This window comes from Pedobacter zeaxanthinifaciens (genome assembly GCF_003313335.1).
GTDB lineage: Bacteria > Bacteroidota > Bacteroidia > Sphingobacteriales > Sphingobacteriaceae > Pedobacter > Pedobacter zeaxanthinifaciens.
The window spans coordinates 89,922-107,862 of record NZ_QMHP01000007.1 but is presented as its reverse complement, the minus strand read 5'-3'; the positions used below and the strand labels follow the sequence as shown (position 1 = coordinate 107,862).

The window sequence follows — 17,941 nt, the reverse complement described above, 5'->3', positions numbered from 1 at the left end:
ATGAAAAGATATATAAACAAAATTCCTGCGATTTTTATGGCTTTTTTACTTTTGGGTACTGCCGCTTGTAAAAAGGATTACAAAAATGCGGGAGGAGCCAATGCTAACGACGTATTGAGCTCATCAAAAGGATTGACAGGTGTTGCGGTTGGCTTACACAAGTTATACACTTCAAGCAGACCAGGATTGTTATACAATTCAATTACTGCGAATGGCTTCGTTACCAACGAAGTGCTACTGATGAACCAAGGTAATGTTCCTGAGTTACAGTTGTTCACAGGTGGTATTGCAGTTGATGGTACGAACACCATTTTAGCAAATATGTGGACTAATGCAAGTAAGATTATTTATGATGCTGATAACGTAATAGTTAATGCAGCGCAGCTTGGAGATAAAAATTATGCATCTGGTTTGATTGCCTATGCCAGTATTTTTAAAGCTTTGGCTTTAGGAAACATGTCGCAATACTGGGAAAAAATCCCTTCGGGTACAGGTAAAAATGTTACTTTTATCACTCGAAATGAAGGGTTTGTAAAGGCGATCGCTGTTTTAGACAATGCGTTGTCTACTATACAAGCAAATCCAATCAGCACTTCTTTTGCTAGTAATATTCCAGCTGGAATTGATATTGCCAATACGATTTATGCGTTAAAAGCTCGTTATGCATTGTTTGCTGGAAATTATACGCTGGCTTTAAGCGCAGCTAATCTAGTTGATTTAACGAAGAAGTCGACGTTTAACTTTGATGTGCTTACGCTTAATCCAATTTTTGAAATTGCCACCTCGAGCAATAATGTTTTCCAGCCGACTGATGCCAACTTAGGTTTAACTGGAACGAATGTCCCGAATGCTGCAGATAAAAGGTTAACTTTTTATACAGCAACATCATCATCCGCACCTGCAGTGAGAATTGGAGGTTTTGGGTTGACAAGCACAACTTCGTATCCTATTTATTTGCCGGGCGAAATTACTTTGATTAAAGCCGAGGCTTTAGCTAGACAAGCTACACCAGATTTGACCAATGCGCTAGTTGAGTTGAACAAAGTGATAACTAAAGCACCTTCTGCTGATCCTTTTGGAGTGGGCGCAGGTCTAACTGCTATAGCTGGGCCGTTAACTCAAGCACAGTTGTTAGACGAAGTTTACAAGCAACGTTGTGTTGAATTGTACATGTCGGGTTTGAAGATAGAAGATATGCGTAGGTTCAACAGACCTACTTCTGAGAGAAAGAGGAATTTCTTCCCTTATCCATTTACCGAGAGGGATAATAATACCAACACTCCAGCAGATCCCGCTTTTTAATAAAGCCGTTTCTAAACAACGAAGGCCAGAAGAAATTCTGGCCTTTGTTGTTTATTAAGAATATCGGTTAAATGATTTGCAATCCCTTAGTTTGATAGGAAGCCAATGTTTCGCTGCTTGGATCTAATTCTGTAATTAAATAGCTAATAGTCTCTAGCCCTGCAACTTTTAACCTCAGTGTAATCCCCAATTTCTCAGAGATACATAACACGGCTGTTTTTTTCGACGAGGCAATCATCGCTTTTTTCAACTGGTTAATTTCCCAGTCGGTATCAGTAACGCCGTCAACAGGGTCTAGTGCACTAGTTCCCATTAAACACAAATCTGCCCTAATATCAGCCAGTTGGCTAATTACATGGCCGCCGTAGCTAATTTGCGAGTTTTTTGCAAACAGGCCGCCAATTAAAATTACCTCAATTTTTTCGTATTTAGCCAATTCAACTGCCACTAAAGGACTAATGGTGATAAATGTGGCATGCAAATGCTGCGGCAGTTGCTTTGCTAACTCAATTACAGTTGTCCCTCCTCCAGTAAGCACAACCATGCCGTCCTTAATTAAAGAGGCTGTCTTTTTAGCAATGGTGATTTTTGCATCTTTAGCATATACCTTGCTGTCATCAAAAGATGATTGGTAAGATTTTGAGAGAGCGCCGCCATGTACCTTATTCAGAAGATTTTCGTCGGCTAGCTCTTGTAAATCTCTTCTTATTGTATCCTCAGATACATTTAGTAACTCCACTAAATCCGAGCTTAACACCCGATTATGGAGATTAATTTGACGCATGATAATGTTGTGGCGTTCTTTTTTTAACATTTTTTAGTGGTATTTAACAAGGGTTTAAGGTAGCAAAAAATAATTAATTCGTAATCAATTCTTAAAAGGCGTGAAATTTTAATGCGGATTTCTGCGGGGTTCTAACGGTAATTTATATTTTTTTCAGAAAAATTCTTTTTTTAATCAAAAAAGTTGTGATATTTACTTAAGAAATAGGGTAATTGCGTTAATATGCGTTTTTCTCCTACAACGAATATCACAACTAAACGATTTAATTACTAATTAACCAAACGAGAGTTTATGAAAAAAAAATTACTCATGCTGTTCTTGGGATCCTTTCTCTTGGCATTGCAGGTAATGGCGCAGCAGGTTACTATCACAGGAAAGGTAACTTCTGAGGCAGATGGCATGCCAATACCGGGCGCCACTGTTAAGGTTAAGGGAAGCTCTGTTGCGGCTCAAGCCAACACTAGCGGTATTTACACCATCAAAGCTAACAAAGGAGATGTGCTTCAGTTTATCTACTTAGGTATGACAACTAAAGAACAAACCGTTGGAGCTTCTACAACAATTAACGTTGCTCTTAGTGCCGATACCAAAGCCCTTAACGAGGTTGTGGTAACTGCTTTCGGTATCGAAAGGTCTAAAAGATCTTTAGGTTACGATGCACAGTCGGTGGGTGGCCCTGAAATAGCGCAAACCCAGCGTGACAACTTTATTAATGCACTTCAAGGTAGGGTAGCAGGTGTAACTGTTACGCCAACTCAAGGTGTTCCGGGAGCTTCTTCACAAATTATTATCCGTGGAGCGGTTTCTTTAGATGGCGACAACCAGCCGCTTTTTGTGGTAGATGGTTTGCCTATCTCTAACAATACTTTTAGCGAGTACAACTTGGTAGGACAAGGAACTTTTAACAGAGGTAATGATTATGGTAACAGGGGGATGGATATCAACCCAGAGGAAATCGAATCGGTTACTATTTTGAAAGGTCCTGAGGCTTCTGCATTATATGGTACTCAAGGTGCTTCTGGTGCTGTGGTAATTACAACCAAAAGAGCAAAAGCTGGTAAAGCTAAAGTAAGTTACAATAACTCTTTCAGAATGGAAACTGCTTATCGTTTCCCTGATGTACAAGATGAGTTTGGCGGTGGTGACGGTGGTATTTTTGATGAAGAGGTTCGTACTAGAACTTTCTTCGGTGCTAGATACCCTGAGCGTTTTAAAAAATACGACAATTTAGGTGCTTTTTATCAAACTGGTTTCACACAACGACATAATGCAGCTGTTGAGGGCGGTACTGATGCCTTGAGTGTAAGAACTTCTTTAAGCTATACAGATCAAGGTGGTGTTATTCCAGGTACAAATTATAAAAGTTTGAACTTAAGGTTAACTGGTACAGCAAAAGTAAGCGATAAAATTAGTACAAATGCTTCTTTGAACTTTATCTCTAACAAAACAGATAAAACTTATAAAGGTGCATCAAGTCCAATGTTAAGTGTTTTAACTTGGCCTTTAGTAGACGATATTACAAATAGGTATACTGCTACAGGAGGTAGAAGAACAATTACTGGTGTAAATTCAGCAGAAATTGATAACCCTATTTGGGCAATGGAAAACAATCCAAACTATGATAAATTAAACCGCATACTTAGTAATATAGGCCTTACTTATAAACCAACTAACTGGTTAAGTTTCCAAGGAAATGTGGGTATGGACGTTTATACCATGCAAGGTTTAAGCGCTTTCCATCCGGAGTCTTATTTCTCAACTGCTTCGGGAAGTTCTAACGTAGGTGGTGGTATTAACACCTTTGCTGAGAATCAAGTGCAGTACAATGCAGCTTTTGTAGCAACTGCTAAGAAGAAATTTGGTAAATTTTCTCCAGTATTAAGGGTAGGTTACGACCTTCTGGATTTTAGCGATGAAGTGACCGCACAAAAAGGTACAAAATTCTATCAGTCGAATTTTTACAGTATGAACAATACTGACCCAACCACGCAACGTGTACAGTATACGGATGTAAATAAGAGAAAGATGGGTGCTTTTGGGCAAGCTGAGTTGGGATACGATGATATTCTGTACTTAACTTTTACAGGCCGTATGGATTTTTCATCGACCTTGCCTTACGATAAAGGAATTTCTTTCTTCTATCCAGCTACCTCATTAAGTTTCGTATTCTCTGATCTAGCACCGTTTAAAAAACTTGGTTGGTTATCAACAGGTAAATTAAGAGGATCTTGGGGTCAGTCAGGTAAAGATCCACGTTATGCTTACATCACTAGAACTAAGCTAATTGCTCAAGGTACTACAGGTGGCGGATTTGCAACTGATGTAACTTTAGGTAACTCTGATTTGAGAGCTGAGTTTACCACCTCAACTGAGGCTGGTATTGATTTAGGTTTCTTCAAAGATAGGTTAACTGCCAACTTCTCTTACTATCACGTTAATAGTGATGGCCAGATTACCGCTCCTCGTTTAAGTTATGCTACTGGAGGTATATTAATGTACATCAACAGTGGTGTGGTTGTAAATAACGGTTTTGAGCTTTCATTGAGCGGTACACCTATCAAAAAAGAAAACTTCTCATGGAATATTAGAGCTAACGTAACCAGAGTTAGAGGCGAAATTAAAGCTTTACCAGGTGAGCAAGATACCTTCTACGTTTCTGATACTTGGTTGTTTGATAACGTGAGAAGACAATATGTGAAAGGTTCTTCGGTATCAGCATTGGCAAGTCGTGAGTACATGAGAAACAACAACGGTGATATCTTAATCAACCCAACCAATGGTATGCCTTATGTAAGTGCTGATTGGACTCAAATTGGTGATACGGCTCCTGATTTTGGTATCGGTTTAAACAATACCTTCACTTATAAAAATTTCCAATTATCATTCTTATTTGATATCAGAAAAGGTGGAGATATTTACAATGCTACCGAGCTTTATTTATACGCAAGAGGTATGTCAACAAGAACATTAGATCGTGAAGAGCCTAGAATCATCGAAGGTGTTTTACGTGACGGTTTGGAAAATACGGCAACTCCTACGAAAAATAATATTATCGTAATCCCTTCTAGAAGTACTTCGTACTATTCTACAAACTATAACACGAGAGATTTTATCGAGAAAGATATCAACTGGTTACGTTTGAAAGATATTACTTTGAGCTACAGCTTACCTAAATCATTCTTAGCTAAAACTAAGGTGTTAAGCAGCGCAAGTGTTTTCTTTACTGGAACTGATTTATGGTTGTTAACCAACTATAAAGGTGTAGATCCATCTGTTAACGGCTTAAGTGCAGCTTCTGGCGGTACAGGTGGTACAGGTATTGATTTCGGTTCTTCTGGATTACCTAGGGGTTACAATTTTGGTTTAAGGGTAGGATTTTAATCATTACAGAAATGAAAAAGATATATATATTATTAATTGCATTAGCGGTTACTTCCTCTGGATGTAAAAAGTGGTTTGATATCAACACGGATCCAGCCACGCCACAAATTCCAGATAGTAAAACGCTTACTCCACCACTTTTTGCTCAAATGGAGCGTGGTGTACAGTTTGATTCACGTTACTTGGGCGGCTTAATCCAATACTTTGGAGGTGCTGTTAACGTAGGTGAAACACACGGATGGTTAGCAGCAAGTGATGCCATGGGAGAAATCTGGCGTACAAACTACTATGGTTTAGGAGCTAACTTAAATCTTATCATTGAAGATAGTTCAACTAAACAAGAGTGGAATTATGTTGGTTTGGCTAAAGCTTTGAAAGCTTGGGGATGGCAAATCACTACTGATTACCATGGTGATATCATCGTGAAGCAAGCTTATGAGCCTAACCGCTATAAATTTGATTACGATTCTCAACAAGTAGCTTACGCAGAAGCGGTTAAAGAAGCTACTGAAGCAATTGCTGCATTTTCAAGAACTGACGGTACTGGTACTGTTGCTAAATTAGCTGTTGGTGATTTGGTTTATAAAGGTGATGCTAGCAAATGGATTAAGTTTTGTTACGGTATTTTAGCTAGAAATGCTAGCAATTTGATCAACAAAGCAAGCTATGATCCAAACAAAGTAATCGAGTATGTAGATAAATCATTAGCTAACAATGGCGATAACTTCATTGTTCCTAACAATGGCGCTAATAGTACAGATGCTAACTTCTACGGTCCGGTTAGAGCTAACTTAGCATCTTACAGACAGACTAGGATTATTGTTGGTTTGTTAGATGGAACTTATTTTACAGGTACTGCAGGTTCAGTAATTGATCCAAGAAGAGCCACTATGATTGCCCCTAGTCAGGACGGTGTGTATAGAGGAACTACACCTGGCAGTTCTGCTGCTGGAACTGCTCCAGCGCAAATTCCAAACCTTTGGGGTTCATTTGGAACTGTTAACCCAGGAGCTGGAACTGGTAGATATTTGTTCAAAGACAATGCTGGCTTCCCAATCATGACTTATTCGGAAATGCAATTTATCAAAGCTGAAGCTGCATTCAGAAAAGGTGATAAAACAACAGCTTTAATTGCTTACCAAAATGGTATTTCATCTAGTATCGACTTTGTGAGTGCATTAGGTACAGCGATTACTACTGCACAAAAAACAGCTTACATGACTAGCGCCTCTGTAAAGCAAACGGAAGCAACTTTAACACTTAAGGATATCATGTTACAAAAATACCTAGCATTATATGCTTACGGTTTTGTTGAAACGTGGTCGGATTTACGTAAATACAACTACATGGTAGGTGATGCTCAAGGCAATAAACCTTACGATCAAGTGTATGTATTCCCATCTTCTTTCTTTGCTGATAACGGAGGAAAACCAGCGCAGAGATATCGCCCTAGATATAACTCAGAATATATCTGGAATATTGAAGCGTTGAGAAAAATTGGAGCCGATAAAGTTGATTATCATACAGTTAAAATGTGGTTTTCTGAACCTTAATAAATACGACAATGAAAAAGATATTATATTTTATGGCAGGTTGCATTGTATTCTTTGCATCTTGTAAACCAGATAAGGGCTTGGTTGAGAACACCAAGTATGAAAAAATTGCCGTAGGTGATCCGAAGTATTCTTATTTGAAAATTTTAAATTTGAGTCCAAATAGTCCTGTGGTTAACTTCTACTTAAATGGAGCTAAGTTTTCTACTAAACAATCTACCACTGGAATTGAAAATACGGGTTATATCTATAATCAAGTGTTTCCTGACTTTGGATATGCGGTTGCTACACCTGGAAGCCAAACTTTAACAGGGAAAATAATTCCTGCTGCTACTGCTGATCCAAGTTTGGAGGTATTCAGTGCTACAATTAATCCGGCACCAGGAAAGTACTATACAATAATTCCTAACGGAACTTATGATGCAGTGAACAAAAAAATCCCTGCTAATTTAGTTATAGAGGATGTTAGGCCAGCATTAGACAGTACAAAAGTTTTCTTTAAATTAGTTAATGTTTTAAGTGGCGGTACCAGCTTGGATTTGGTGAGAGGAACAACCGTTGCTGATCCAAAGATATTAAGTAATATAGCGGTAGGTGCTGCTTCAGATTGGGCGGAAATTTCTAGTCCGGGCGGAGGTCCAACTACATCATTGAACTTTTTACTTGTTAACCCTCAAACTAACACCGCGGTAACAACTACTTTTACAAGTACATTTACAAAAGGAAGAGCTTATACGTTGTATGTTAGAGGTATCATTAACAACGTTACTTTCCCACCAACACTTAGCTTTTACACAACATTTTACTAGGTGTATAGATAATGCATAAAAAACCAAGCCACTTTTCGGCTTGGTTTTTTTATTTTTACAACATGAGGTTTTGGTTAACGCTTTTATTATTGGTTGTTTGGCGGGTTACACAAGGCGCTGTAATTGTGGTTACAAGCAACGCTGATTCGGGCCCTGGGACGCTTAGAGATGCTATTCAAACTGCCAATGCCAATGGAATTGTCGACCGAGATTTTATCTATTTCAACTTAATTTCAACAAACGCTGCAGGAGTAACTATTCAGTTAAGTTCCGAGCTTCCTATCTTAAGCTCTAACATTGTTATCGACGGCACTAGCCAGCCAACAAGCTTTTTAGGTAATCCAAACATTAAGGTGTCGCTAACCAAAATATCATCCATTTACTTTAGTGGCTTGCGTTTGGATAATGCAAAAGATGTAGAGATTTACGGTATTGAATTTTCCAGCTTTCAATCTGATCCTTTAGGCCCAATTGAAGAGAAAAAATCGGGGATTTACCTTCGCAATTCAACCAATATCATTATAGGAGCCGTAAATAAGCCTAATTGTTTCAATGGGAGTTATGCCGGTATTCTTTCGCCTTTTATTATTCCTAGGCAGGATGTGGTTAATCTAAAAATAAGTGCAAACATATTTGGGCTTTCCCCAAACGGTCAGGCAGTTTTACCTAATGAGTCGGCAATTGATGTGAGTTTTCTTAAAGATGGCTTAGTAGGCGGCAATTTGCTTGCAGAAGGAAATATCATCGCCGCACATACCAGAAATGGTATAGCATTAGGCGGGGCCGATCAACAGATTAGCATCATTAACAATACCATAGGTTTATCAGTTAACAAAAATACGCAATATAGGGCGGCTAATGCCAATGGAATTTACATTAACGGCGATGCAAGTAGGCCAAAAATTGTGGGTAATTATATTTGCGGCCAAGCTAGGGGTATTTACTTAGATTATGTAAATGGTGGCTACAATATAGAAAACAATAAGATTGGCACCAACGGCTTGGGAACGAGTACTTTTGGTAATGATGTGGGCATTTACATCAAGTTTAGTGCTGGTGGCGTTATTGGAGGTAGTGTGGCAAATACAGGTAACGAAATAGCCTATAACAAGCTAGCGGTAACCCTTGAGCTCACTTATCCAGTTTCCATCCTGCGCAACAGTTTCAATTGCAATATTAAAGCCATCGACTTTGTAAATTTGCCCAACAACAAAACCGTTACCACTTCTAAAATTTCAAATATTACTGCTACTAATGTAAACGGTGTTTATCTGCCAAATTCGAAAATTGAACTATTTTATACCGATGCCTGTTCTGATTGTCAGGGGAAAGATTGGATTGCCACCATTGCCACAAATAGTACAGGCAACTGGAGCTACAATGGAGCAATTGATTTATCCAGGTCTGTAACTAGTATGGGAACTAATCCAGATGGCGCCACTGCAACGTTTTCCAAGCCATTAATTGATGAAACCAGGGTAACTATCACCAATGTAATTTGTAATCAACCAACGGGGAGCATTAAGGGCATTGTGACTTATGATGCCTCCATATTCGAATGGCGCAATGCCAGCGGTGCCATTGTAGGTAACGCAAAAGATTTGGAGAATGTAGGTCCCGGCACTTACAAATTAACGGCAAGGCAAAATAATTCCTGTTCGGTAATTTCGCAGTCGTACACCATAAGTTCTAATTCAACAGGAATATCCGAGGCAAATAAAGTGATTACTGCAGCTTACTGTGGTCAATCAAACGGATCAATTAAAGGTATAACCACATTAAATGGCTCCTCTAAAATTTGGTACAACTCCGCCGGTACCGAAGTAAGTCGGGCGGCAGATTTGCTCAACGTGCCTAGCGGGATATACTATTTCACCACTCAGTTGGGAACCTGTAATATCATTTCGCCAAATTACACGGTTAACAATGTGGAGTTTGATTATAAAGTTTCGCGGGAGCAGGTGAATGATGCCAGCTGCAGTTCATCAAATGGGAGCATCCAGGTGATGGGGTTTCAAACCGTGCAGCCGGATGAATTGAGGTGGTTTAACGCCAGCGGTAGTGAAATTGGTAGAGGGCCCAGTATCAGTAATTTATCGCCGGGTACATATACACTGAAAGGCTACAGCAACTTTGGCTGCAGCTACACCATTAAAAGTTATAGCATTACCAGAATTCCGTTGCCCGTAATTAACCAAGCGGCTCAAAAGCTTTATGTAAATTGCGATGGCACAAAAGGAAGCATAAAAGGAATTTCCGTAAATGGACAAACAGCTCCCTACACCTACACTTGGTTTAATGCTAATGGTGATGAGGTGGCAAGCGGTATTGAGCTAAATAATGTTCCTTTGGATAAATACTATTTGAGCGTGACCGATAGGTTTGGCTGTGAAGTATTAAGTGATGTGGCTGATTTCGGTACGCTGAAAATTACACCTATAAAAGTGCCTAATGCGTTTACGCCCAACGGCGATGCCATCAATGATGTATGGAAAATAGAAGGGGTTGATAATTATCCTGATGCAACTTTTAACGTTTTTGATAGAACGGGCAATAAAGTTTTTACCAGCAAGGGCTACAATAAACCATTTGATGGCACCCAAGCTGGAAACAATCTGCCCGTTGGCGTTTACTTTTATAAGATCATTTTGAGCGCCAATTGCGATCCATTAACAGGTAGTTTAACAATAATTAGATAAAAGTTCAAAAAATGCTATTTTTGCAAGCATAATCTTTTCACCAATGGCAAATTTTACTCTTACAACGGAAACTTGGCAAAAAGTAAAAACAAAGTTTTTAAGGAAATACCGCGAATTAGCTGCAGTAGAAATTGCTTTTACTCCAGGGCAAGAAGACCAATTGGTGCATACTTTGGCTAAGTTGGTAAACCGTGATGCTGCTTATATCGAATTTACAATTCGTAAGGCGCTGGCGGATCCTGACGGGAATAGGTTATAGCCTATCTCCAAATCTTTACATTACCTTTTCCAATACCATAGCCCTTTGGTTTGAAAAATCGCAAGGGTTTATTAAATTTACTTCTCAATTTGTGCGACAATGCGTTGTTGTACATAGCTGATGCGGTTCAATGGCAACTTGGTTTTCATTGAATTTCACTTAAACCTGATTTCATGAAGAGAGTAAAAATAGCGCTGCTGGGTGCCATCTTAGTAATTACCACATTTACCTTAGCTTTTAAAGAAGATCTTTTTCAGGTTTCAAAAAACTTGGATGTATTTGCCTCTTTGTACAAGGAAATCAATATCAATTACGTAGATGAAACTAATCCATCAGAGTTGATGCGAAATGGGATTGATGCCATGTTGAGTAGCTTGGATCCTTATACAGAATATGTCCCTGAATCGGAAATTGAAGATTACAAACTGAAATATGTGAGTACCCAATATGGTGGCATAGGCGCTGGCACCCTCACTATTGATGGTAAGTTGTTTGTTAACGAGGTAAGCGAAGGGTATCCGTCCTACAAAGCCGATGTACAGCCTGGAGATCAGATTTTGAAGATTAACGGCGTTGAAACAACTGGAAAAGATAGGAGCCAAATTAGCCAGTTACTGCGAGGACCAAAGGGTACGCCGGTTAGCCTAACCTTGTTGCGAGATGGTAAAACCCTCGAAAAATCGTTGATAAGGGAAGAAATTAAGCAGAAAAATGTGCCATATTACGGCATGCTTGATGAGCAGATAGGCTATATCCGCTTAGATAAATTTTTAGAAAATTCGGGTCAAGAAGTTAAAGAGGCACTGGAAAGCATCAATAAGCAAAAACCAAGGGGATTGATTTTGGATTTGAGAAACAACGGCGGTGGTATTTTGCAGGAAGCAGTAAAAATCATCAATTTATTTGTAGATAAAAACGTATTGGTGGTTACCCAAAAAGGCCGCAACCCCGAAAAAAGTATCAGCTACAGAACGATGGCCAATGCTATTGCACCAACGTTACCCGTTGTGGTTTTAATTAACGGTTCATCAGCTTCAGCTTCAGAAATTGTGGCAGGCGCTTTCCAAGACCTTGATAGGGGCATTGTAGTGGGCCAACGCAGTTACGGCAAGGGGTTGGTGCAGCAAACCTTTAATTTGCCTTATAACAGCTTGGTAAAGGTTACTGTGGCTAAATATTATACGCCATCTGGGCGATGTATCCAAGCATTGGACTATGCACACCGTAAACAGGACGGTTCAGTGCAGAAATTTGCAGATAGTACCTTGAAAGCTTTTGGCACCAAAGCGGGTCGTACCGTTTACGATGGTGCTGGAATTTATCCGGATGTATTTATTGAAGCTGATAAGTATAGTCCTGTAACTATATCATTATTGAACAAAAACCTATTTTTTGATTATGCCAATGCTTTTAAAAAGAACAACCAAACTGTAGCCTCCGCTAAAGATTTTCAAATTTCAGATACACAATATGGTCAGTTCATTGCTTCTTTAGGTAATAAAGATTATAGCTATGTTTCCAAAAGCGAACGCCTGATTAACGAATTGAAAAAAGAAGTGGATAGAGATGAAAAATCGCCAGTTAAGGCTGATTTAGAAGCTTTGAAAGCAAAAATAGCGAATGCCAAGAAGAACGATTTAGCTGCTCATAAGCTAGAGATTAAAAGGGCATTGGAAACCCAGATCATCAGTCGTTATTATCAAGAAAAAGGGCGGATAGAGCAGGCTTTTCAGTACGATAAGGAAATTGCTAAAGCGAAGTCTTTATTCCATAACCAAAATCAAATGCTGGCTATTTTAAAAGGCGATGGCAATTACAAAACCATTGGCAGCCCAACATTAAAGGCAAACGAATCGTCAAATTAGATTCAATCATATTTTTTTTAAATATGGCCTCGTAGATTTTAAATGTTTGCGAAGTACCCTCTCTGTCCTAAGGACATCTCTCCCTCAAAGGGAGAGAGGAGCGATGATTAATGTGTTAATGAAAATGTTTTAAAGGAACTATCTATACGTTAATTTTTCAGCGTAAAGTGGGTTATTTGCTTCTTAATTAGCGTATGTAATGTTGTCTGCCAATATCTTAATCATTTCTTCTATTAAAAAGTTGATTAAATACTGCATAAATTTTTCTTTGCAGGTATGATGTGGTCAGAGCAATACACTCATAAACCCGTCACGCTGAATTCATTTCGGGGTCAGTTGAGCTGGGTGAGAGCAGTACTCACATTAACTAGCTGTTTAGTAAAGTGATGCCGAAGGCAGAGAGGGGCTAATAATCCATAGCATGTAACCTCACCTTTAAGCCTTCCATTGCAGGGCTTAACTGTAGTTGGCATGCTAATCTGGAGTTTGGTAATAAATCAGGAAGTGTATCAAGCATAGCGTACTCATCATCACTCATTTCGTTCAGCTTATCCTCACCTTCAAGTACATCCACACAGCAGGTAGCGCATAAAGCCATGCCGCCGCAGGTTGCTAAAACATCGTACTCGCTAGCTTTAAGAAATTCCATTAAGCTAAGGCCCATGTCTGTTGGGGCAACCAGCTCAGCTACATTGCCTTCTCTATCTTCTACGGTAATATTGATATCGCTCATTTTCGATTGCTGTTTTTAATGCTTAAAATTCACTTACGCCGTTAACAGTGGTGTATTTCATGGTATATTTTACACCAGGGTTCATGTACTGATAAGCGCTGTGGCTCATTAAAGCAGCTTCGTGGAAGCCACATAAAATCAATTTCAATTTATTGGTGTAAGTATTGATATCGCCAATGGCATAAACTCCCGGTACATTGGTCGAGTAGTCGTCAACATTTACTTCGATGGCACTTTTACTGATGTTTAAGCCCCATTGCTCAATTGGTCCCAATTTAGGGCTCAAGCCAAATAAAGGAATCAAGTGATCAGCTTCAACGCTCATCGTTTCCATCGTTTTGTTATGGATAATTTCAACGCTTTCCAATTTACCCTCGCCATGTACTGCGTTAAGGTTACTGTTTAAAACCAAATTGATTTTGCCTTTTTCGGCTAGTTCCATTACTTTGGCTACCGAGTCTGGAGCGCCTCTAAAGCTTTCGCTACGGTGTACCAAGGTTAATTCGCTACATACTTCTGCAAGGAAAATAGTCCAGTCCAAGGCCGAGTCGCCGCCACCAGCAATTACCATTTTTTGACCACGGTATTTCTCCGGATCCAAGATCATGTAATTTACACCGCGGCCATTTTCAAATTTCTCCAATCCGGCAACTGCAGGTTTACGAGGTTCAAAACAACCTAATCCGCCAGCAATTACTACTACCTTAGCCTCAATTACGGTTCCCATGTTGGTGGTTAGTACAAAATCGGCTTCACCTCTTTTTTCCAAACCTTCAATTCTTTCGCCCAAAGTAAAACCTGGGTGAAAAGGTTTTGCCTGCTCCATTAAGTTATCAATAAGCTCTTGCGCTAAAACCGAAGGAAATCCAGGGATATCGTAAATAGGTTTTTTAGGATATATTTCTGATAGCTGACCGCCCACCTGTGGTAAATAATCAATTAAATGACAACGCATCTTTAACAAACCCGCTTCAAAAATTGCAAATAAACCAACCGGTCCGGCGCCAATAATAGCTATATCAGTAGAGATCATATTTAAAAATTTTGTGCAAAAGTACAAAATTAAGTTATAAAAACATGCAGCTATTTAGATGAATTCTAGATAGAATGCAATAATTTCTACAAATCCTATAGATTTAGCATTTTTCATCCGCTAATGTTTAATGCCTGCGCTTAAAATAAACTGAAATCTATTGGTTTTGAGCTGGTTTGCTGACTTTAATTTAAAGCTGCAAAAATCTAAATCGACTTTTATGCAAGCCTACAAATTCATTACATGCCATAATCTAAAATCTAAAATTGTAAATTTGAAACCTACATGACTAAGAACATATATTTCGCATCGGATTTTCACTTGGGTTCTCCAAACCATGCAGAGAGCAGAAGGCGTGAAGACCGTATTGTAAGGTGGTTGAACTTTATACAGCCTACCTGTGGCGAATTATTTTTAATGGGCGATGTGTTTGATTTTTGGTTTGAATACAAATATGTTGTGCCTAAGGGTTTTGTTCGGTTGCAGGGTAAGCTGGCCGAAATGGCGGATAGCGGCATAAAAATCTATTTCTTCAAGGGCAATCATGATATGTGGGTGAAAGATTATTTTACTCAGGAAATAGGGATGGAGATAATTAGCGATGAATTGCTGATTGAGCGAAATGGTAAGAAGTTTTTTTTGCACCATGGTGATGGTTTAGGTCCCGGAGATAGAAAATATAAATTTTTAAGGAAGATTTTCAGAAACCCAATATGCCAATGGTTGTTTGGAATGGTTCCTCCTCGTATTGGTATGGGCATTGCCAATGGTTGGTCGGCGCATAGCAGGGCGGCCAGCAAAACCGAAGAGGTGTTTGTAGGAGAGGATAAGGAATGGCTGGCAGTTTATGCAAAAGAGCAATTGAGCAAGCAGCATTTTGATTATTTTGTGTTTGGACATCGGCATTTACCCTTAACCATTAAACTAAGCGAAAGCAGCACGTATATTAACATTGGCGAGTGGTTAAACTATAATTCGTACGGTGTGTTTGATGGCGAAACATTGAAGCTAGCGTATTTCGAAAAATGAGAAGGTTAATTGTTCTGTTGTGTAATTGTTTAATTGTGGTGCTGTTGCAAAATAGCACAGCCAATGCGCAATTGAAACAAGTAGCCCAAATTGATACGGTTGCCAAGTCGGTTTATGTTGATAACTTGGATAATATTTATCTCTTATCAGAAAGGGACGAGTTGTTGAAATACGATAGGACTGGCAAGCTAAAATGGCGCTATAGCAACAATAGGTTTGGTAGACTGCAAAGTGTTGATGTCTCGGATCCTTTGCGCATCGTTTTGTTTTATGCCGATTTTCAGCAGGTGATGGTTTTAAATAATAATTTGAACGAAATTGCCAATTACTCCTTCGCCAAAAATGGCAACTTATTGGTGTCAGCAGTGGCATCGGGAAATAATAACAGTCTTTGGATTTTCGATAGAACCGCCAATGTGCTGATCAAACTTAGTAGTAATTTTACAGAAGATATTAGGTCGGCAAGTTTGTTTCAGCTGTTTGATGAAGTGGTGGATGCAAGGAAGATTGTAGCATCTGACCAATACGTATTTTTGCAGCGCAAAAGTGGAGGTATACTGCAATTTGACAGGTTTGGTGCTTTCGTTAAGGATTTGCCAATTGATAGTCTCTCCGATTTCAACATTACCAGCAATACCATTGTTTACTTTAAGGGTGCTGAACTGTTCAAATATCAGCCTGGTAGTTTGGAGAGTAGCAAGCAAAAGATGCCTATAACATTGCCAATTAAGCAGGTTGCGGTGGGCAATAAATTAATTGCGGTGTTAAGCGAAAAAGCCGTATTTTTGCTGTCCGATAATTAAAGCGTGTCATTTTTGCACTGTTTTTAGTGTAATAAACCCGATTGAAGCGAATCCCCGATTTTATCGGGAGTAGCGGAAAGCGGGGCTTGCTTTAATTGGAATATTGAAAGTGATTTTCTTATAAAAATATGTTAGATAAATTAGAAGCCATTAAGTTGCGCTGGGAAGATGTAGAAGAGCAATTGAGTAATCCTGATGTGATACAGGACATGAAGCGTTTTGCTGCCCTTAACAAGGAGTATAAGGACCTTACGAAGATTGTAGAGGAGTACAAGGTGTACAAAAACGTAATGAGCAACATTGAGGCCAATAAAGATATTTTAAGCAACGAGAAAGATCCTGAGATGCGTGAAATGGCGAAGGAGGAGCAGGATATTTTGTTGGTGCAGCAGGAGGAAATGGAGGAGCGCATTAGATTGATGTTGATTCCGAAAGACCCAGAAGATGCTAAAAACGCGGTGTTTGAGATTAGAGGTGGTACCGGCGGTGATGAGGCTGCGCTTTTTGCGGGCGATTTGTACCGGATGTATACTCGCTATTTTGATACAAGAGGCTGGAAAGTGGAGGTAATGGATGTAACTGAAGGTACTGCCGGAGGTTACAAAGAGGTGGTGTTGAAGGTGAGCGGAGATGATGTGTACGGTACCTTGAAGTATGAAAGTGGTGTACACCGTGTGCAGCGTGTGCCTGATACAGAAACGCAGGGACGTGTGCATACTTCGGCGGCTTCGGTAGCGGTGTTGCCAGAGGCTGAGGAGGTGGATGTATACATTAACCCAGCTGATGTGGATTTGCAAACCTCTCGATCGGGCGGTGCTGGTGGACAGAACGTAAATAAGGTAGAAACGAAGGTGCAATTAACGCACAGGCCATCGGGTATTGTGGTAGTTTGTCAGGTGGAACGTTCGCAGTTGGCCAATCGTGAGCTGGCCATGGAAATGTTGCGCTCCAAGTTGTATGATTTAGAAGTACAGAAAAAACATGGTGATATTGCGGCTAAACGTAAAACGATGGTTTCAACGGGAGATAGATCGGCAAAGATCAGAACCTACAATTACCCTCAAGGACGTGTTACCGATCACCGTATTGGCTTAACGCTTTATAACTTGCCAGCTATTATGGATGGTGAAATCCAAGAGCTGATTGATAAGCTGCAGTTTGCTGAAAATGCAGAAAAAATGAAAGAGGGAGCAGTTAATTAGGCCGCTTTCGTTAAAAACGTAGGGAGTAGGGAAGATTTAATTTTATGGATTTAAAATTTTATCACTGAAAGACAGCTTGTTATAAATAATTTAAAATTTTTATTGCAAAACAAATAAATCAAGCTATATTTGCAAACCCAAACGGAAAGACGGACGTCTGAAAGTAAGGAAAACGGTTCGGTAGTTCAGCTGGTTAGAATGCCGCCCTGTCACGGCGGAGGTCGCGGGTTCGAGTCCCGTCCGGACCGCTTTTAAAGTATCAAAAAGCACTAAAAGCCCTTAAATGTCATGTTTAAGGGCTTTTTTGTTTCTAGGATATCACCAAAATATACATAAAAACACATGCTTCTGGTGAGCATTTCGGTGAGCATCCGAAAAATTATAAAACGCTCACCAGAAACACCTTAACGCATTGTTGTACAGCTTGTTCAACAGCTAAACATCTTGACTGCCAGTGGATAAATTAACAATTTTGTTCACCTAATTTCA

The 17,941-nt window shown here is 39.5% G+C and carries 13 protein-coding genes and 1 tRNA gene; 11 read left to right on the top strand and 3 right to left on the bottom strand.

The genetic code is table 11. The annotated features are described in order from the left end of the window. Entirely contained in the window at nucleotides 1-1,302 is a 1,302-nt protein-coding gene (locus tag DUT68_RS12505) for a RagB/SusD family nutrient uptake outer membrane protein (protein ID WP_113638543.1), read from the top strand. Nucleotides 1,303-1,369: 67 nt separating this feature from the next. Here the strand turns inward: DUT68_RS12505 and DUT68_RS12500 are convergent, their stop codons facing one another. Continuing rightward, nucleotides 1,370-2,116 carry a DeoR/GlpR family DNA-binding transcription regulator gene (locus DUT68_RS12500; RefSeq protein ID WP_113638542.1) on the bottom strand — a complete coding sequence of 249 codons (747 nt, stop codon included), beginning with the start codon at nucleotides 2,114-2,116 and terminating at the stop codon, nucleotides 1,370-1,372. Between the two features lie 261 nt (nucleotides 2,117-2,377). Here DUT68_RS12500 and DUT68_RS12495 point away from each other — a divergent pair, with 261 nt between their 5' ends. The 6 genes from DUT68_RS12495 to DUT68_RS12470 all read left to right on the top strand — a co-directional run bounded on the left by DUT68_RS12495 (nucleotide 2,378) and on the right by DUT68_RS12470 (nucleotide 12,652). After that, nucleotides 2,378-5,467 (top strand): SusC/RagA family TonB-linked outer membrane protein, encoded by a 3,090-nt coding sequence (locus DUT68_RS12495; protein ID WP_113638541.1) that lies wholly within the window; start codon nucleotides 2,378-2,380, stop codon nucleotides 5,465-5,467. Nucleotides 5,468-5,478: 11 nt separating this feature from the next. Then, nucleotides 5,479-7,020: a SusD/RagB family nutrient-binding outer membrane lipoprotein gene (locus DUT68_RS12490; protein WP_113638540.1), complete on the top strand. Its 1,542-nt coding sequence runs from the start codon at nucleotides 5,479-5,481 to the stop codon at nucleotides 7,018-7,020. An 11-nt stretch (nucleotides 7,021-7,031) separates the two neighbouring features. Continuing rightward, on the top strand, nucleotides 7,032-7,829 hold the full coding sequence (locus DUT68_RS12485; protein WP_113638539.1) for a DUF4397 domain-containing protein: 798 nt from the start codon (nucleotides 7,032-7,034) through the stop codon (nucleotides 7,827-7,829). A gap of 62 nt (nucleotides 7,830-7,891) precedes the next feature. Then, complete coding sequence (locus DUT68_RS12480) at nucleotides 7,892-10,528, top strand: gliding motility-associated C-terminal domain-containing protein (protein WP_157960861.1); 2,637 nt, start codon at nucleotides 7,892-7,894, stop codon at nucleotides 10,526-10,528. 43 nt (nucleotides 10,529-10,571) lie between these two features. Next, nucleotides 10,572-10,787 (top strand): hypothetical protein, encoded by a 216-nt coding sequence (locus DUT68_RS12475; protein WP_113638537.1) that lies wholly within the window; start codon nucleotides 10,572-10,574, stop codon nucleotides 10,785-10,787. Between the two features lie 173 nt (nucleotides 10,788-10,960). Next, nucleotides 10,961-12,652 carry a S41 family peptidase gene (locus DUT68_RS12470; RefSeq protein WP_113638536.1) on the top strand — a complete coding sequence of 564 codons (1,692 nt, stop codon included), beginning with the start codon at nucleotides 10,961-10,963 and terminating at the stop codon, nucleotides 12,650-12,652. A gap of 406 nt (nucleotides 12,653-13,058) precedes the next feature. Here the strand turns inward: DUT68_RS12470 and DUT68_RS12465 are convergent, their stop codons facing one another. Both DUT68_RS12465 and DUT68_RS12460 read right to left on the bottom strand, forming a co-directional pair. Then, on the bottom strand, nucleotides 13,059-13,385 hold the full coding sequence (locus DUT68_RS12465) for a 2Fe-2S iron-sulfur cluster-binding protein (protein ID WP_113638535.1): 327 nt from the start codon (nucleotides 13,383-13,385) through the stop codon (nucleotides 13,059-13,061). Between the two features lie 22 nt (nucleotides 13,386-13,407). Next, a complete protein-coding gene (locus DUT68_RS12460) occupies nucleotides 13,408-14,418 on the bottom strand; it encodes an NAD(P)/FAD-dependent oxidoreductase (RefSeq protein ID WP_113638534.1) in 1,011 nt (336 codons plus the stop codon). Nucleotides 14,419-14,703: 285 nt separating this feature from the next. Between DUT68_RS12460 and DUT68_RS12455 the strand changes: the two genes are divergently transcribed. The 4 genes from DUT68_RS12455 (at nucleotide 14,704) to DUT68_RS12440 (ending at nucleotide 17,700) form a co-directional block, all read left to right on the top strand. After that, nucleotides 14,704-15,447 carry a UDP-2,3-diacylglucosamine diphosphatase gene (locus tag DUT68_RS12455; RefSeq protein WP_113638533.1) on the top strand — a complete coding sequence of 248 codons (744 nt, stop codon included), beginning with the start codon at nucleotides 14,704-14,706 and terminating at the stop codon, nucleotides 15,445-15,447. Between the two features lie 44 nt (nucleotides 15,448-15,491). Then, nucleotides 15,492-16,250, top strand: coding sequence for a hypothetical protein (locus tag DUT68_RS12450; protein WP_198659592.1), 759 nt, complete (start codon nucleotides 15,492-15,494; stop codon nucleotides 16,248-16,250). A gap of 128 nt (nucleotides 16,251-16,378) precedes the next feature. After that, nucleotides 16,379-17,452 carry a peptide chain release factor 1 gene (gene prfA / locus DUT68_RS12445; protein WP_113638531.1) on the top strand — a complete coding sequence of 358 codons (1,074 nt, stop codon included), beginning with the start codon at nucleotides 16,379-16,381 and terminating at the stop codon, nucleotides 17,450-17,452. A gap of 174 nt (nucleotides 17,453-17,626) precedes the next feature. Then, nucleotides 17,627-17,700: transfer RNA gene (locus DUT68_RS12440), tRNA-Asp, on the top strand. The last annotated feature ends 241 nt before the right edge of the window (nucleotides 17,701-17,941 follow it).

What these genes read in the sequence shown, in the direction of transcription:
- DUT68_RS12460 (WP_113638534.1), bottom strand. Translation starts at nt 14,418, where the DNA reads ATGATCTCTACTGATATAGCTATTATTGGCGCCGGACCGGTTGGTTTA.
- DUT68_RS12485 (WP_113638539.1), top strand. Translation starts at nt 7,032, where the DNA reads ATGAAAAAGATATTATATTTTATGGCAGGTTGCATTGTATTCTTTGCA.
- DUT68_RS12480 (WP_157960861.1), top strand. Translation starts at nt 7,892, where the DNA reads ATGAGGTTTTGGTTAACGCTTTTATTATTGGTTGTTTGGCGGGTTACA.
- DUT68_RS12495 (WP_113638541.1), top strand. Translation starts at nt 2,378, where the DNA reads ATGAAAAAAAAATTACTCATGCTGTTCTTGGGATCCTTTCTCTTGGCA.
- prfA (WP_113638531.1), top strand. Translation starts at nt 16,379, where the DNA reads ATGTTAGATAAATTAGAAGCCATTAAGTTGCGCTGGGAAGATGTAGAA.
- DUT68_RS12475 (WP_113638537.1), top strand. Translation starts at nt 10,572, where the DNA reads ATGGCAAATTTTACTCTTACAACGGAAACTTGGCAAAAAGTAAAAACA.
- DUT68_RS12505 (WP_113638543.1), top strand. Translation starts at nt 1, where the DNA reads ATGAAAAGATATATAAACAAAATTCCTGCGATTTTTATGGCTTTTTTA.
- DUT68_RS12500 (WP_113638542.1), bottom strand. Translation starts at nt 2,116, where the DNA reads ATGTTAAAAAAAGAACGCCACAACATTATCATGCGTCAAATTAATCTC.
- DUT68_RS12455 (WP_113638533.1), top strand. Translation starts at nt 14,704, where the DNA reads ATGACTAAGAACATATATTTCGCATCGGATTTTCACTTGGGTTCTCCA.
- DUT68_RS12470 (WP_113638536.1), top strand. Translation starts at nt 10,961, where the DNA reads ATGAAGAGAGTAAAAATAGCGCTGCTGGGTGCCATCTTAGTAATTACC.
- DUT68_RS12490 (WP_113638540.1), top strand. Translation starts at nt 5,479, where the DNA reads ATGAAAAAGATATATATATTATTAATTGCATTAGCGGTTACTTCCTCT.
- DUT68_RS12465 (WP_113638535.1), bottom strand. Translation starts at nt 13,385, where the DNA reads ATGAGCGATATCAATATTACCGTAGAAGATAGAGAAGGCAATGTAGCT.